This window comes from Variovorax sp. 10L426 (assembly GCF_056395305.1).
This window is the reverse complement of sequence record NZ_JBFTJF010000026.1, coordinates 1-14152: the sequence shown is the minus strand read 5'-3', so window position 1 is coordinate 14152 and position 14152 is coordinate 1. Positions and strand designations below refer to the sequence as shown.

Sequence of the window (14152 nt, the reverse complement as noted above, 5' to 3'; positions counted from 1 at the left end):
CACCTCCAACAGCAGGCGCGAGCAATGAACGACGACTTGGACGCACGAATCCGCTCAGGCAAGGCACTGAGCGAATCGATGGGCAACTTCCACGTGACCGAATGGGACCCCGAACGAAAGGCCCTGAAGGCGGCATTCACGGTTCGCCCCGAGTATTGCCACACGAACGGCACGATCGCTCAGGGCGGATTCATCACGGCCTGGCTCGATGCGGCGATGGCGCATGCGGTGATCAACGACACCGGGCACGCGCAAACCGTCTTCAGCCTGGAGATCAAGGTCAGCTTCTACGAAAAGGTCGGTCCCGGTGAGGGTTGGGTCGAGGGGCGCGTGATCAGGCGCGGCAAGCGGGTGACCTTTCTGGAGGCTTCGCTTTACAACCCCGCAGGCAAGTTGGCCGCCGAAGCCACCTCGACCGGCTTGTTGGCAGATCTCTAGTGAGCGGCAGGCAGTGATGGTGCGACGCCCGCAATGCGGCCTTCCGTGTCGTACTGCACATGCAGGCAGCGCGCGCCGCGCCACACCGGCAGTTGCGATACAGGCACACCTGCGGTCGCGAAGTGCGGCTCGGGAGGCAACGCTGGCACCTCGTGCTCAGCGTGCGCCGAGGCCGACAGGGATCGTCGACGGAGCACGCCGAACAAGACGATCCAAGCCACGAGGACCGCGGCAGCCCAGACATAGGGCCGCAGGTACACCGTGAACTCGACATCGATCCTCTTCCTGAGAAACGCCTCAAGTTCAGGACTGAACCGGCCAACGAGGATCACGATGCGCTCGCGAAGGATCCACAGGTAGGCCATCCACACGGCGACGGTCAACACTCGATCCCGAGTCCGCATCCAAAACGGCGCGTGCGTCGGCGGGATTCGAGGCGGCCATTGTTGCGGCGGCGCCGGCCTGACCGGGGGCTCGCCGTCTCGCTGAGGGGTGTCGGCAGACGTCTCTCGATGCATTGCATGCTCCTGAAGGTCAGCGCAGGCCTCGGTCCGGACTCACCCAGGTGCCGCGCGTCCGACCCAGATGCCATATGGCACGCGGTGCCCCGACGATCGACGTCAGGGCCTGGACGACCCAGAAAACCAGCGGATACCAAACGATCCAGAACAATGAGCGATGGATCCCCCGCTCGAAACGCTCGTCGATCGCCGCACTGGTCAGGGCCTGCACAAGGAAGGTCATCGCGAGAACCTGGCCCCAGTCGCGGGGATACGGGCCGAAGGACGGCCAGATTCCAGGGAAGCTGAACCCCCAGTGCTCGAGCAATGGAACGACGGCCCAGACCAGAAAGCCGATCCCGACTGCGTAGGCCCAGGCGATCGCCGCCACGAAATTGATCCATATCGGCAGCAGGCCCGGCCGGCGAAGCAGTGACGGCAAGACCTTGATCATGACCGTCGTCCCCCCCTCGCTCCATCGCAGGCGCTGGCGCCACAGCCCCCGCAGGGTCTCCGGCATCAGGATCCAGCAGAGGGCCTTGGGCTCGAAGACCACGCGCCAGCCCGCAAGCTGGATGCGCCAGCTCACATCGACATCGTCGGTCAGGGCCTCGCGCGACCACCAGCCGGCGTCCTGCAACGCGCGCTTGCGGAAAGCACAGATGACCCCGGAGACGGTGAAGAGTGCCCCGTAGACGGTTTGCGCTCGCTTGATGAGTCCGACGATGGAAGAAAACTCGCCGACCTGCAGGCGCCCCAGCAGCGTGGCATGGTTGCGCACGCGCGGATTGCCCGTGAGGGCACCGATGCGGGGGTCCGTCTGGAATCGGCGCACCAGCCAGGTCAGCGCGTGAGGTTCGAGCAGCGCATCGCCGTCGATGCAGACGAGCAACTCGTGACGAGCGGCCAACGCGCCGGCGTTCAGCGCGGTGGATTTGCCCTGGTTGCTGTCCAGATGCACCACGCGAAGCGTCGGCATCTGCAGGGCGAGTGCTTCGAGCCAGGCTCCGGTCCGATCGCTGGAGCCGTCGTTGATCGCGATGATCTCGAAGTTCGGATATTCGATGAGCGTCAGCGCACCGAAGGTTTCGGCCAGCTGTCGCTCCTCGTTGTGGCACGGCACCAGCACCGATACGCCCGGATAGTCCCAGAGAGGCGGGGGTTCCTCCGGCCGCGGCTCATGGCGGCCGCGCAGAAAGACGTAGAGGGCGCCACCACACATCCAGTAGATCGCCATCACGAAGGGATAGCCGAAGCAGAAGGTGGCGATGAGGTCCTGGAAGGTCATTGGGTTCAGCCTCGGTGCGATCCTGCGTCTCAATGTCGCAGAGGAAACACGGACGCAGACACCGCGGGCGCCACGACAGCCGCCCCAGGCAGGTCTGCAACAGGGTCGTCAGGGCACCAGCCCAGCGAGACGCCGCCGTGGCGCTCGAAGTCCATGGCCCTGCGGGCAAGCAGTCGCGCGTCGGGTGGCTGGGCACCGGTGAACCAGCGGGTCAGCGTGGGATCGACCGGCGCGAGGCGACTGTCGGCGATCGGTTCGCCGAAGCCGGCGGGCCCCAGGCTGATGTCGGCGAGTGGGTGCGCGGCGGTCGTCGCACGCGTCGGCGCGAGCCACACCAACTCCAACCCGGGTCGCGCGGCGTCCAGCGCGGCAAAAGACCGCCAGCCCAGCGCGTCGATACCGTCACCTTGGCCGAGTGCAGGAAGCATCGATTGCCGCCGATCGCGCACCACCCAGGCGGACCAACTCGGAGGAATGCCAGGACGATGCACGAAGAGCGGCGGCGGACCATCGAAGCGGGGCAGCGCCGGCACTTCGCTGTTCTCGAGCAGCCAACCGTCCAACGGCACGAGTGCGCCCAGATCTTCGTAGAGGCGCCGCACCCGAGCCTCATCGCCCAGGACCTCGAGCGATGCGCGGTGCGGCAAGCGGGCATAGACCTTCACGCCGGCGCGTGTGTGCATCTGCCAGGCAATGCGCGAGAGCCAGTCGCCCGCCAGCGGCAGTTCGTGCGTCGGAAACCAGGCGGCGGTGATTTGCCCCTGCGCGTCGTGGCGAACCGCATCGACGACGAGGCCGGTCACGCCCAGCGCGCGCACGCGCTCTATCGCATGGCCCAGCCGTTCGTTGCTCGTGGCCTCGTCTCCGGTCCACAAGGCTTCCGGGTCCAGACACACCAGGCGATCCACCCTCCTTTCATTCGGATCGGGTCGCAGGTTCCGCACCAGATCCAGCAGAGGAGGGTTGTAGGTGGGCAAGTAGCGAGCAATCCTGAGAGGTTCTCGCAGGCTGGAGGGCCCTTCGTCCAGCACGAGCGCAAACTCGAATCCCAGACCGCGAGCCACCCGCGTGCCAGTGGCGTTGTAGCGGCCGTAGGGCCACACGAGCGCACGCGGCGCGCGGCCCAACTCGCGCATCAGCGTGGCGCGCCCGTTTGCGAGGTCGACGCGGACGGTGTCAACGAAGTCGGCCTCGCTCTGGTATCCGACGCCGGCCGCGTAGCTGCGCGTCACCGCGGCGGGCATGGTGTTTCCCTGCGGGTTTCCGACGACCTCATCATGCAGCGATTGGGTATGTAGCGCGAATTCGACCAGGCCCGAACGCTGCATCTCGCGTGCCTGATCCCAGGAGATGAAGCGCTCCCGCGGCACCATGCGGCTGCCGTACTTCACCAACGAGCCCGCAGGCGGCTCCATCCAGTCGCTGACCAGCGCTGCGACGATCGGGATTCCGTAGGCAAGGGCCAACGGATAGACACGGGTGTACAAGCTTCGGTAGCCGTCATCGAACGTGATCAGCACGGCCTTGGCCGGCAGCGCCTTCTCACCCCGGCCCGCGCGCGCGATGTCATCCAGCGAGACCGCCGTCCATCCGTTGCCGCGCAGCCAGTCGAAGAAGCTCACCAGGCGGTCGGCAGTGACCGCGTCATCGTCCAGTTCGCTCTTGGCATCGACCACATCATGGAAGCCGATGGTTGCGAAGGCGGGTGGCGACAAGGACATCGAAGACGGTTCTTGCGCGGACGCGGGTTGCGCGGCAATGCACATCCCCAGCAGCACCGACGCGAGGGCGCAGATCGCTGTGCTCAAGGGATGGTTCGTGCTCATCGTCCAAACTTGTGTTCGAGCTTCAGGTAGCCGTTGAGGGTGCGTTCGCGTTGGCCGTTGTACACCGCGCTCGCCCATTCGATGCCCCAGGTCACCTCGGTCCATGGATCGTGGCGCCAGGTCTGTTCATACGCGGCGCCGCCAACCGCGTGTTCGCCGAAGAAGCGTTGATCGAACATGCCCACGGTCAGTCGCAGCCGCTGCAAGAGTGTGCGCTCGTAGACGCGCGACATGACGTGTTCGACCTGAGCCTCGATGGACGGCAGCCACGATTCGCTCGGATTGAAATACGGCGTGACCAACAGGCTGTTGCTCTGCCACTCGATGCGCGGCTTGAGCGTGACGCGCAGGTGGGGCTGCTCGAGCACCTTGAGGACGCCGTCGATCGTCACCAGGTCCCGCCTGTTGCCGTCGCTGAAGTCCATGTACTGCGCTTTCAGGCCCGCCTCCGCCGATTCGCTCCACGCATAGCGCAGACCGCCGCGCACGGCGTCCGCGGTGATGCCGTGGAAGTCGGCGCGCAACGGGGCGTCGGGCGAATGCTTGGCGGCGTCCGCCAGAAAGGTCCAGTGATCGGTAGGCTCCCACTGAGCGGCGAGCGAACCGCCGGAAGTGTTCAGGGAGCCCGTCTGGGACCATGCCAACGCATTGAGCTTCCAATCGGGCCAGCGGGCCTGCACGCCGCCGCCGAAGCGATGGCGCTCGGCGCGGCCTTCCTCCAGCGAGTCGGAGCTGCTGTCGGCCATGCCGATGAGCCGCCATGTTCCGGCGAAGGTCGAGGACTCGACCTGAAGACTGGCCTCACCGCCATTCCCCGGCCCTTGAAGTGCCTGGCTGTTGGTGTGCCTTCCTCCGAGCTCGAAGCTCAGGCTGGGGCCCATTGCGGCGTCGAGTTCCCGACGAACCTGCTGCACGCGCGGGATGTCCGCGCCCTCTTCCAGCAACGGCGCCAGGCGCTCATCGGCCCGCAGCAGGCGATGTCGGCGCGTGTCCGAATCCACCTGCTGCACGCGGACGCCGAAGTCTTCCGGCGCGAGGGCCGCGGCGGTGTCCACGTCGTCTTCGGCCAAGCGAGGCCAGCCCTGCTGCGCAGCGACATCGGCCTCTTGCGCCCGCAGCCAAGGCAGCGCCGGCGCGCCTTGCTCCAGCGGTGCGATCCGTGCCCACGCCTCGGCCGGCATGTCCGCGTAGCTGCGTATGGCGGCGTCGAGCGCTTTTGCCTCGAGCCAGGCGTCGTTCTCGCGCGGCGTCTGGAACTCGCCGGCGCTGCGAAAAGGAGGGCCAGCGGCGGCCAGCAGGGCGTCAACAGTGGCGAAGGCGGCATCGAAGTCTTCGCTCTCTTCCTCGGCGTACGCGCGCCCCACCATGATCGAGCGCCACGGCCCGTCGTCATCCGCGCGCTCGGCCGGTGACAGGCGCTGCAGGGCTTCTTCGTAGACGCGGCGAGCATCCATCGGGCGGCGCAGAGCGAGCAGTGCGTCCGCTTCTGCTCGCAGGACATAGGCGGGGAGCGTGTCCCCCGCTTCGCGCAGCGCGCCCACTTGGTCGACCGCCTCCTGCCAGCGCTCGCGATGGCGCAGGGCCACCGCACGGTCGCGCTCCAGGCGGATGATGAGCCCGGTATCCGGCGGGACGGCGGCGCGCGCCTCGGCGAGCAGCTGGTTCAGGCGCGCCAGTGCCGGATCCACATCGTCGAATCGATGCCGCGGATCGGGCGAGCGCGGGGGGATGTCGATGGCCCAGCGCAGGCGTTGGCCGGCGACGCGGCTGCGCACGCCTGGGTCAGCGCGCGCGCCCAGCACCTGGGCTGCGGCACTCGGGGCGCCCAGTTCCATCAGCACATCGGCCAGGGCCTGGGCAATCTCGGCGTTGTCGGGTTGCAGGCGTCGGGCCTGCGCGATGGCGGCGAGGGCCGCGTACCGATCGCCGGCACGCAGGGAGGCGCGGCCGCGCTCGAGCAACGCCGACGCCGACGCCTCCGTCCCGGCATCGGAATGTTTGTCGGGACCGGCTTGCGCGCGGGCGGTTTCAGCTGCGCCGGGCACCGGCATGGCCGGGTCATGCGGTGGCGCGGTCTGTCCCCCCGCACTGCCGCATGCAACCGTCACAGCGATTCCGATGCACCTCCAGCGGGTCCGGGCCGTGAATCGCAGTCGGAGCGTCATCCGCCGGGAGCATACGATCAATCCTCTCTGGCGTCGTCCGGCCTCCGCACGCATCGCTGGACAGGCACCCACCCGACGAGATCTACTTCGGGCAGGCGAAAGGCACCGCTTTCTACTGAACATGCGCGGCCCACCCCGTTGCACGGGGGCTGCGGCGGGGGATCAAGATGATGTCGCGAAAGGTCCAGGCCGTCGGCGAGGCCGCGGCGACGGCGCCACTGCCGAACTGTTCGATCCGAAGACCGGCGCCTGGTCGCTCGCCGGCAGCATGAAGCACGTGCATGCCTCTGCCGCTGCCGTTCTGCTGCCCGACGGCCAGATGCTGGTTGCGGGGGGCACGGCCTGGTTCTGGCCGTGGGGGGGAGAAGCGACAGAAGCTACCTCTCGTCGGCCGAGTGGTTCCGGTAGCGTTGTGAGCCCCGCATGAAACTCAGGCCGGTCAATCCCAAACTGGTGATCGCGGTCGTGGGCCCGGTCGCAAGCTTGCTGCTGGGGGCCGCCAAGCTGAGTGACGATTTCCGGAAGACGCTGGTCGACTTCTTCCTGGTGCCGGCCGACACCGTCGTGCATGTCGACGGCTCGGTGCTCTTGCTTTCGTGGCCGTTGTTGATCTTCTCGATGATGCTTGCGGCGAGCGCTGCGTGGTTTCTGGTCGACAGGCTCTGGTTCGCGGAAGAGGTGGCGAGCAAGCGCAAGGACGATGAAATCGAGAATCTCAAGCGGATGTTGGCATCGGTCAATCGCAGCTTCACGCTCGACGTCGTCACCGGCATACCTCGGCAGGACCGTCTTGAAGAAGACTTTGCCATGTTCGCGCTGGCGCAGGGTTTGCAGCGCGAAGGTCACCTGATCCTCCTCGACATCCATGACTTCAGCAGCGTCAACCAGAAGTTCGGATTCGAGCGCGGCGACCGGTTGCTCAGGGGCATCGTGCAGAAGATCCACGCCACCATGCGCAGGGACGAGGAGATGTACAAGAAGAAATTTGGCGGCTCTCCAGTCGGAAGCGAGTCGCTCGCCAAGGTCCCGTTGACCCAACGCCGCTTCTACAGAAAGTACGCGGCGGGTGATGAGTTCTTGTTCCTGGTGCGCGGCGATCTGATCGCCGCGCTGGGTTTCTGCAATCGCTTGCGCGACCTCTTCCGCGACTTCAACACCGAGCCCATCCTCGGAGAGCGGATCGCGTTGAGCTTTCGTTGCGCGCTGGCGCAAGTCCATTGGCCCGATCCGGCGAACGCGAAGCGATATGCCCAGGATGCGCTCGAGCGGGTCAGCGAGTGCTACACGAGCTTCTACGCCGGCCGGGCGGCAAAGCCTGTCGACAACTTCGAGATTTGCTGGAGCGTCAACTCCGAACCGGACAATCGACCCGATTTCGAGCGATCGTTCGTGTTCACGAAAGCGCATGAGAAATTCGGCGTCACCCGCATTGGCCTGCAACCGATGGCTTGACGCTGGACGACTATCGCTGCCCAAGCGCCTGGGATAGCTTCTTTGCTTCAGCCTTCAGAAGCTCCGCGAAGAACGACACGCGCTCATGATCCACGCGCACGCCAGGACCAAAGACCGCCAGTGACCCGATGACCTTGCCGTCTCCGAGAAAAAAGGGGACCGCGACCGCCACAGCGCCCTTGATGAGTTCGTCGCGGCTGACTTCATAGCCCTGGTCCTGGATCTTTTTCAGGCGCCTGCGAAACGCGGCCAGGTCGATGGGCTCGTCGTGGCCCCCTTGCAGGTACGTTTCGGGGGATGGCAGATGGGCGAGGATGACGCGCCCGCTGGCTCCACGGGTCACGTCTTCCCGGTGCCCCACGCCGCGCTTGAAGCTCAACGGTTGGGCGCTGGGAAGTTCCGCCATGCACACGCGGTCGTTGCCCTCGTGGACGAGCAGCGCGACAGTCTCTCCTGTCTGATCCCACAGTCGTTTGAGCATGGGTTGGGCGACCGCGGCAACATCCATGCTGTTGCTCCACACATGGGCCAGCTGCGCCACGGACGCACCCAGTGAAAAGCGCTGCGGATCCCCGGAGGAAACAACGAATCCCTTGTTTTCCAGCGTGCGCAGCAAACGGTAGAGGGTCGGACGGCTCAGGTCCACGCGCTTGAGCAGTTCGCCCGCAGTCAATTCGTGATCGCCGGACGTGAAGGCCATCAGGATGTCCAGTGCGCGCTCTACCGCCCGAACCCCTTCGCTCGACTTCTCCTCAGCATCCACAACGCACCTCTTTCGTTCGGTTGGTTCTCATTGTCGCGAAGCGTATTGTCCATCAGATGGACAGCTGATCTCACCTGTTGACTTGGATCAATGAAGTCCGTACTATGGATACATGTGTCCGCAGGTCGGACAGATCTGAACAAACTGGAGATGACGCGATGAACAAGGAAATGTCGGAAACATTGACCCGGGTCGGGCCAGGAACGCGCATGGGCGATCTGCTGCGGCGCTATTGGGTCCCGGCGCTGATGTCGAGTGAGATCGAAGAGGCCAATGGGCCGCAGGTGCGAGTGCAGTTGTTGGGCGAGAAGCTGCTGGCCTTCCGGAATACGGACGGCAAGGCTTGCCTGATCGGCGAGTTCTGCTCCCATCGGGGTGTGTCGCTTTTCTTCGGTCGCAACGAAGAGAACGGAATCCGCTGCGCCTACCACGGCGTGAAGTTCGATGGCGACGGCAAATGCGTGGACGTCCCGTCGTCCCCCCAGTCGTGCGCCCGGATGCACATCAAGGGATACCCTTGCATCGAGCGCGGTGGCATCGTCTGGGCCTACATGGGGCCGGAGGGTATGCAGCCGGAGCTGCCCGAGATCGAGTGGTGCACGTTGCCGGCAGACCGTGTCTTCGTCTCCAAGCGCCTGCAGCGCAGCAGCTATCTCCAGGCCATGGAGGGCGGCATCGACACGGCGCATGTGTCTTACGTGCACCGCTATGAGGTCGATACCGATCCCATGCACCAGGGGGTCAAGGCGCTGGACTACATCAAGGCGGACGGCAACGTGATCTTCGAGATCGAGAAGACGCCCTTCGGCCTGAGCTTGTTTGGCCGGCGCAACGGCGAGCCGGATTCCTACTACTGGCGAATCACCCAGTGGTTGTTCCCATGGTTCACGCTGATTGCCCCGTTCGGCGATCACGCGCTGGCTGGTCATATCTGGGTGCCGATCGATGATCACAACTGCTGGGCATGGAGCATCAACTGGCAGCCGGACCGCGCGTTGGGTGCGGAAGAGCGGGAGGCCATGGAGGCCGGCAAGGGCATCCACGTGGACTACGAGGCGCCGGGAAGCTTCGTGCCGCGCGCCAATCGAGACAACGACTACTTGATCGACCGCGTTGCCCAGCGTGAAGAGCGGTCCTACAGCGGCGTCTTCGGATTCTCCGCCCAGGACTATTCGCTGCAGGAAAGCATGGGGCCCATCCAGGATCACGAGGCCGAGCGCTTGCTGCCGACCGACAAGGCCATCGTCATGGCGCGCCGAATGCTCCAGGAAGCCGCGATCGGATTGGAAAAAGGGGACGTCCCTCCGGCACTCGATTCGAGCCAGCAGCGTGTTCGGCCCGCTGGCGTGCTACTGCCGAAGGATCAGAGCCCGCTCGAGTGGGCCAGTGAGCATCTTGCCGACAGCACGAAGAAGCCGGTCTTCAGCCTCTAGGCCTGAACGAGACAAGCCGATACCCAACGATCAAAGGAGACAAAGTGAAACTCACCACATTGCTGGCTGCCGTCGTGATGGCGTCAGCCGCCACGGGGCAGGCCTGGGCTGACCAGGCCGCGGCCGACTGGCGCCCCAACAAGCCGGTTCGCATCATCGTGCCCATCGTCGGAAGCACCAACGACGTACTGGCCCGTCTGGTGGCCCCCAAGCTGCAGGAAGCATTCGGCCAGCCTTTCGTGGTCGAGAACAAGGGCGGGGCTGGCGGCAACATCGGCGCCGCCGAGGTGGCCCGGTCCGCACCGGACGGTCAGACGCTCCTGGTGGGATACAACGGACCGCTGGCGATCAATGTCACCCTGTTCGAGAAGATGCCCTTTGACCCGCGCAAGGATCTCGCGCCGATCACCCTGGCGGTGAAATCGCCCCAGTATCTGGTCGTGAATCCATCGACCGGGATCACCAGCGTGCAGGACTTTCTCGCCAAGGTCAAAGCCAACCCGACGAAGTACTCCTATGGCTCTGTGTCCATCGGGAGTGCGTCCCATCTGACCATGGAGATGATGAAGTCGAGCGCCGGCTTCCAGATGACCCACGTTCCCTACCGTGGCGCAGCACCGGCTGTGGCCGACCTCCTGGCGGGCAATGTGCAGGCAGGGTTCTTCGTTCCAGGCAATGTGCAGGGCTTCGTCAAAGACGGGCGTCTCCGGCTGCTTGCAACAACGGGCGCCCGTCGTTTCCACAGCACGCCTGACATTCCCACGCTGGCTGAATCGGGTCTCAAGGGCTTCGAAGCCACCTCCTGGATCGGCTTTCTGGCGCCGGGTGGAACACCGCCCAACATCATCAAACGCTACAACGAGGAGTTCGTTCGCATCCTGAACACGCCGGAGATCAAGTCGAAGCTGGAGGACATGGAGTTCGAGGTCATCGCCAGTTCACCGCAGGAGTTCAGCCGATGGATCGACACGGAGATCAAGCGCTGGGGCGCGGTCATCAAGGAAACCGGCGCCAAGGTGGAATGACGGAAATGACCCATCAACGAATGGCCGGCAAGGTTGCGATCATCACGGGTTCGGCTTCCGGAATCGGCGCAGCGACTGCCGCCTTGTTCTGCGCGAACGGTGCCTCCGTTGCGATGGTGGACGCCAACGCCGAAGGACTTGAACGCACCCGTCAAGCCATTGAAGCGGAGATGCCGGGGGCCCAGGTCTTCACCATCGAGGCCGATGTGCGAGACGAGAACCGAGCGAAGGAGGTGATTCGCATGTGCCTGAGCCGGTGGCAGCGCCTCGACGCGCTCGTCAACAATGCGGCGATGCGCAACTACGCCGCCATAGAGGACGTCACCGCAGAGGAATGGCAGGCCATGGTTGCGGTCAACCTCGTGGGTATGTCGAACTACTGCAAGGCAGCGCTGCCCGCGTTGCGGGCGTCCGGAAAGGGCAGTGTGGTCAACGTGTCCTCCTGCTACGCCGTCACGGGCCGCAGGGGCATGGCTCTCTATGACGCCACCAAGGCAGCCCAACTGGCGTTCACTCGCAGTCTCGCTTTCGAGGAGGCCGCCCACGGCGTGCGTGCCAATGCGGTTTGTCCCGGTTCTACCCTGACCGAGTTCCACGCGGCGCGCGCCCAGGGGGCGGGCAAGAGCCTGGAACAGTTGCGTACCGAACGCAAGGACACCTCCTTGGTCGGCCGATGGGCAGACCCGATGGAAATCGCGTATCCCATTCTCTGGATGGCCTCGGATGAGGCGTCCTTCATCACGGGGACGACCCTGATGGTGGACGGAGGCTTGCACATCATGTGACAGACCGGAGCTGCCATCTGGCGGCACCGACACCCATCTCACGCCAATGCATTCCCCCACGCTCAAGGCTTTCGTGCACACCATGCGTCATGAGGCCGACGGTATCGTCAGCGTCGAGTTCCACCCCACCGGCGCGGGCGCGGAGTTCCCATTGTTCGGGGCTGGTTCGCACATCGACCTGCACCTGCCCAACGGCCTGGTGCGCAGCTATTCGCTGTGCAACCCGGCGAGCGACCGCGGCCGCTACGTGGTGGGTGTGCTCAGCGACAAGAAGAGCCGCGGCGGCTCGCGCTTCGTGCACCAGCACCTGCGCGTCGGGCAGGTCATCGACATCTCGGGCCCCCGCAACAACTTCGAGCTGCATGAGAACGCGCCCAAGAGCGTGCTGGTCTCCGGTGGCATCGGTGTGACGCCCATCTTCTGCATGCTGCAGCGCTTGACGACCCTGGGCGAACCGGTGGAGCTGCTGTACTGTGCGCGCAATCGCAAGGAAGCGGCCTTCGTCGAAGCCATCGAGGCTCTGAAGGACAAGGCCGCAGTCACCTGGCACTTCGACGACGAGGCCGGCGGACCGCCCGACCTGGCCAAGCTGCTGGCCGGTCGCGGCGTCGATAGCCACTACTACTGCTGCGGCCCCACACCGATGCTCGGCGCCTTCGAGAAGGCGTGCGAGCAACTGGGTTGCCTCAACACTCACATCGAGCGCTTCGCGGCGGTGGCCGTGGACTCGTCCGCCGGGATGCACGGCTTCGAGGTCGTGTGCGAACAGAGCGGGCAGTCGGTGCAAGTGCCTGCGGGCAAGTCGATCCTCGATGCGCTGATCGATGCCGGCCTGAACCCCGACTACAGCTGCAAGGAGGGCGTTTGCGGCGCCTGCGAGACAGCGGTGCTTGGCTTCGACGGCGAGTTGGACCACCAGGACGGAATTCTGACCAAGATGGAGCGCCAGTCGGGCAAGAGCATGATGATCTGCGTTTCGCGCTGCACGGGCAGGAAGCTGGTGCTCGACGTGTAGTCGTAGGGCGCGGCGTCCTCAGGCCGGCACGTTTGTTCAGCCGCCTGCCAGCTTGCGTCGGCCCGATTGTGGAAAGCCCGCCCTCGCGCCATCTCGGCGCGCCGTGTTCAGCGCACGTAGCGGCCGTCGCTTCGCACTTGCACCAGTTCGACGAATTCCGAGCCCGTGCTCTGCCCCGCGCTGAAATCGACGTCGAGCGTCGCCACGCGCGTCTTGAGCTTGCGCAGGCTCGCATGCAGGCTGGCGCGGCTCAGGTCGCGCCCTGCCAACCGGATCGCCTGGACCAGCACGCGGGCGGAGATGTAGCCCTCGTAGCTGTGGTAGCCCAGGGGCACCTTGGCTGCCTGGGCGGCTTGGCGGTAGCGGGTGGCATCCGCATCGGCAGCGTCCCAGGGAAAGGGCGTGACCTGCGAAATCGCGATGCCGCGCGATTGCGGGCCCAGGAGCTTTGCGGCAACGTCGCCGGCCAGGATCGACATGCCGTAGAAGGAGGGCGCGCCGCCGTCGGCCCACACAGCCTGGACGAGTCCGGCGGCCGGCGCCGCGGTGAGGTACAGAATGACCGCCTGCGCCCGCATCTGCGACAGTGCCTTGCCCGCCGCGGCGGCGTTGCCGCCGTCCCCGTCTACTGCAGCCGCGCCGAGCACCGACATGTCGGACTTCTCTGCCGCCTGTCTGATCTGGGCCAGCACTTCCTCGCCACCCTTCGAGTTGAAGTACCCAACCGCCAGACGCCGAATGCCCAGCGTGTGGAGATGCTGCACCAGGGCGATGGCTTCGCGCTGCTGGCTGGCCCGCGTGAAGTAGCCGATGCCTTCGGCCTTGTCGCGCACCGAGTCCACCACCGCCGTCGCGCCGACCAGGGGCGTGCCGCCACTGCGCAATTGCGGCAGGGCGGCCAGCGTGGTGGCGGCGCCCACGCCCCCGAAGCAGGCCAGGACGTTGTGTTTCTGGATCAGCGTCTGGTAGTTGGCCTGGGCCTTGGCCGGATCGAAGGCGTCGTCGAGCGCGATCAGCTTCAGCTTGCGGTCCCCGATGCCGCCCTGTGCGTTCACCTCGTCGAACGCCAGCCGGGCCCCTGCCTGCATGACCAGGGCAGTCTGCCCCAGCAGGCCGCTGAGCACGGCGCTCTGGCCGATGGCGATCACGTCGCCTGCGGCGACGGGCTCGAAGGCCGCACGCGCCAGCGAGGCACATCCCAGTGCAACGCCCGCGCCGGTGGCGCGGACAAAAGTACGACGATCCATATGAGTCGGGTCTCCTCGAATGATTTTTTTCAGCGCCGCGCCGTGGCTGCATGCCGGCGCGGCGATGCTAGCCCGGAAATTTCACCAGTAGAGGGTCGGCAGCCTCGTGCCGGAGCGCGTTGACATTGGTATCTGACGCCAATTTCAACCGAGGACTGCCGATGCCAAAGTGTACCGATGGGACGATGGATTTGGGGCGCCTGGGGCGCCGCGTC

The 14152-nt window shown here is 65.5% G+C and carries 12 protein-coding genes; 6 read left to right on the top strand and 6 right to left on the bottom strand.

What is annotated here, in order from left to right:
* Window positions 1–24: 24 nt before the first annotated feature.
* On the top strand, window positions 25–438 hold the full coding sequence (locus AC1DHL_RS26995) for a PaaI family thioesterase (protein ID WP_478163995.1): 414 nt from the start codon (window positions 25–27) through the stop codon (window positions 436–438).
* Here AC1DHL_RS26995 and AC1DHL_RS26990 read toward each other — a convergent pair.
* Genes AC1DHL_RS26990 through pgaA form a run of 4 tightly spaced genes read right to left on the bottom strand, consistent with a single transcriptional unit; the run spans window position 435 to window position 6103 of the window.
* Window positions 435–956: a PgaD family protein gene (locus AC1DHL_RS26990; protein ID WP_478163994.1), complete on the bottom strand. Its 522-nt coding sequence runs from the start codon at window positions 954–956 to the stop codon at window positions 435–437. The genes AC1DHL_RS26995 and AC1DHL_RS26990 overlap by 4 nt on opposite strands.
* A gap of 16 nt (window positions 957–972) precedes the next feature.
* Window positions 973–2226: a poly-beta-1,6-N-acetyl-D-glucosamine synthase gene (pgaC, locus tag AC1DHL_RS26985; RefSeq protein ID WP_478103602.1), complete on the bottom strand. Its 1254-nt coding sequence runs from the start codon at window positions 2224–2226 to the stop codon at window positions 973–975.
* Window positions 2227–2255: 29 nt separating this feature from the next.
* The gene (gene pgaB / locus AC1DHL_RS26980; protein WP_478163993.1) at window positions 2256–4052 is read right to left on the bottom strand and encodes a poly-beta-1,6-N-acetyl-D-glucosamine N-deacetylase PgaB; all 1797 of its coding nucleotides are present in this window, start codon (window positions 4050–4052) and stop codon (window positions 2256–2258) included.
* Window positions 4049–6103, bottom strand: a complete 2055-nt coding sequence (pgaA, locus tag AC1DHL_RS26975) for a poly-beta-1,6 N-acetyl-D-glucosamine export porin PgaA (RefSeq protein ID WP_478163992.1) — start codon at window positions 6101–6103, stop codon at window positions 4049–4051. The genes pgaB and pgaA overlap by 4 nt, the downstream gene beginning before the upstream one ends.
* 537 nt (window positions 6104–6640) lie before the next feature.
* Between pgaA and AC1DHL_RS26970 the strand changes: the two genes are divergently transcribed.
* The gene (locus tag AC1DHL_RS26970; RefSeq protein WP_478163991.1) at window positions 6641–7669 is read left to right on the top strand and encodes a GGDEF domain-containing protein; all 1029 of its coding nucleotides are present in this window, start codon (window positions 6641–6643) and stop codon (window positions 7667–7669) included.
* Between the two features lie 10 nt (window positions 7670–7679).
* Here AC1DHL_RS26970 and AC1DHL_RS26965 read toward each other — a convergent pair whose 3' ends face one another.
* The gene (locus AC1DHL_RS26965) at window positions 7680–8432 is read right to left on the bottom strand and encodes an IclR family transcriptional regulator (RefSeq protein ID WP_478163990.1); all 753 of its coding nucleotides are present in this window, start codon (window positions 8430–8432) and stop codon (window positions 7680–7682) included.
* 158 nt (window positions 8433–8590) lie between these two features.
* Here AC1DHL_RS26965 and AC1DHL_RS26960 point away from each other — a divergent pair, with 158 nt between their 5' ends.
* From AC1DHL_RS26960 to AC1DHL_RS26945, 4 genes are read left to right on the top strand one after another with little or no spacing between them, the layout of a single operon-like run.
* Window positions 8591–9865, top strand: a complete 1275-nt coding sequence (locus tag AC1DHL_RS26960; protein WP_478163989.1) for a Rieske 2Fe-2S domain-containing protein — start codon at window positions 8591–8593, stop codon at window positions 9863–9865.
* Between the two features lie 44 nt (window positions 9866–9909).
* The gene (locus AC1DHL_RS26955) at window positions 9910–10890 is read left to right on the top strand and encodes a Bug family tripartite tricarboxylate transporter substrate binding protein (protein WP_478163988.1); all 981 of its coding nucleotides are present in this window, start codon (window positions 9910–9912) and stop codon (window positions 10888–10890) included.
* A 5-nt stretch (window positions 10891–10895) separates the two neighbouring features.
* Complete coding sequence (locus tag AC1DHL_RS26950; RefSeq protein ID WP_478163987.1) at window positions 10896–11675, top strand: SDR family NAD(P)-dependent oxidoreductase; 780 nt, start codon at window positions 10896–10898, stop codon at window positions 11673–11675.
* A gap of 46 nt (window positions 11676–11721) precedes the next feature.
* Window positions 11722–12690: a PDR/VanB family oxidoreductase gene (locus tag AC1DHL_RS26945; protein WP_478163986.1), complete on the top strand. Its 969-nt coding sequence runs from the start codon at window positions 11722–11724 to the stop codon at window positions 12688–12690.
* A 107-nt stretch (window positions 12691–12797) separates the two neighbouring features.
* Here the strand turns inward: AC1DHL_RS26945 and AC1DHL_RS26940 are convergent, their stop codons facing one another.
* Entirely contained in the window at window positions 12798–13937 is a 1140-nt protein-coding gene (locus AC1DHL_RS26940) for an ABC transporter substrate-binding protein (protein WP_478163985.1), read from the bottom strand.
* Between the last annotated feature and the right edge of the window lie 215 nt (window positions 13938–14152).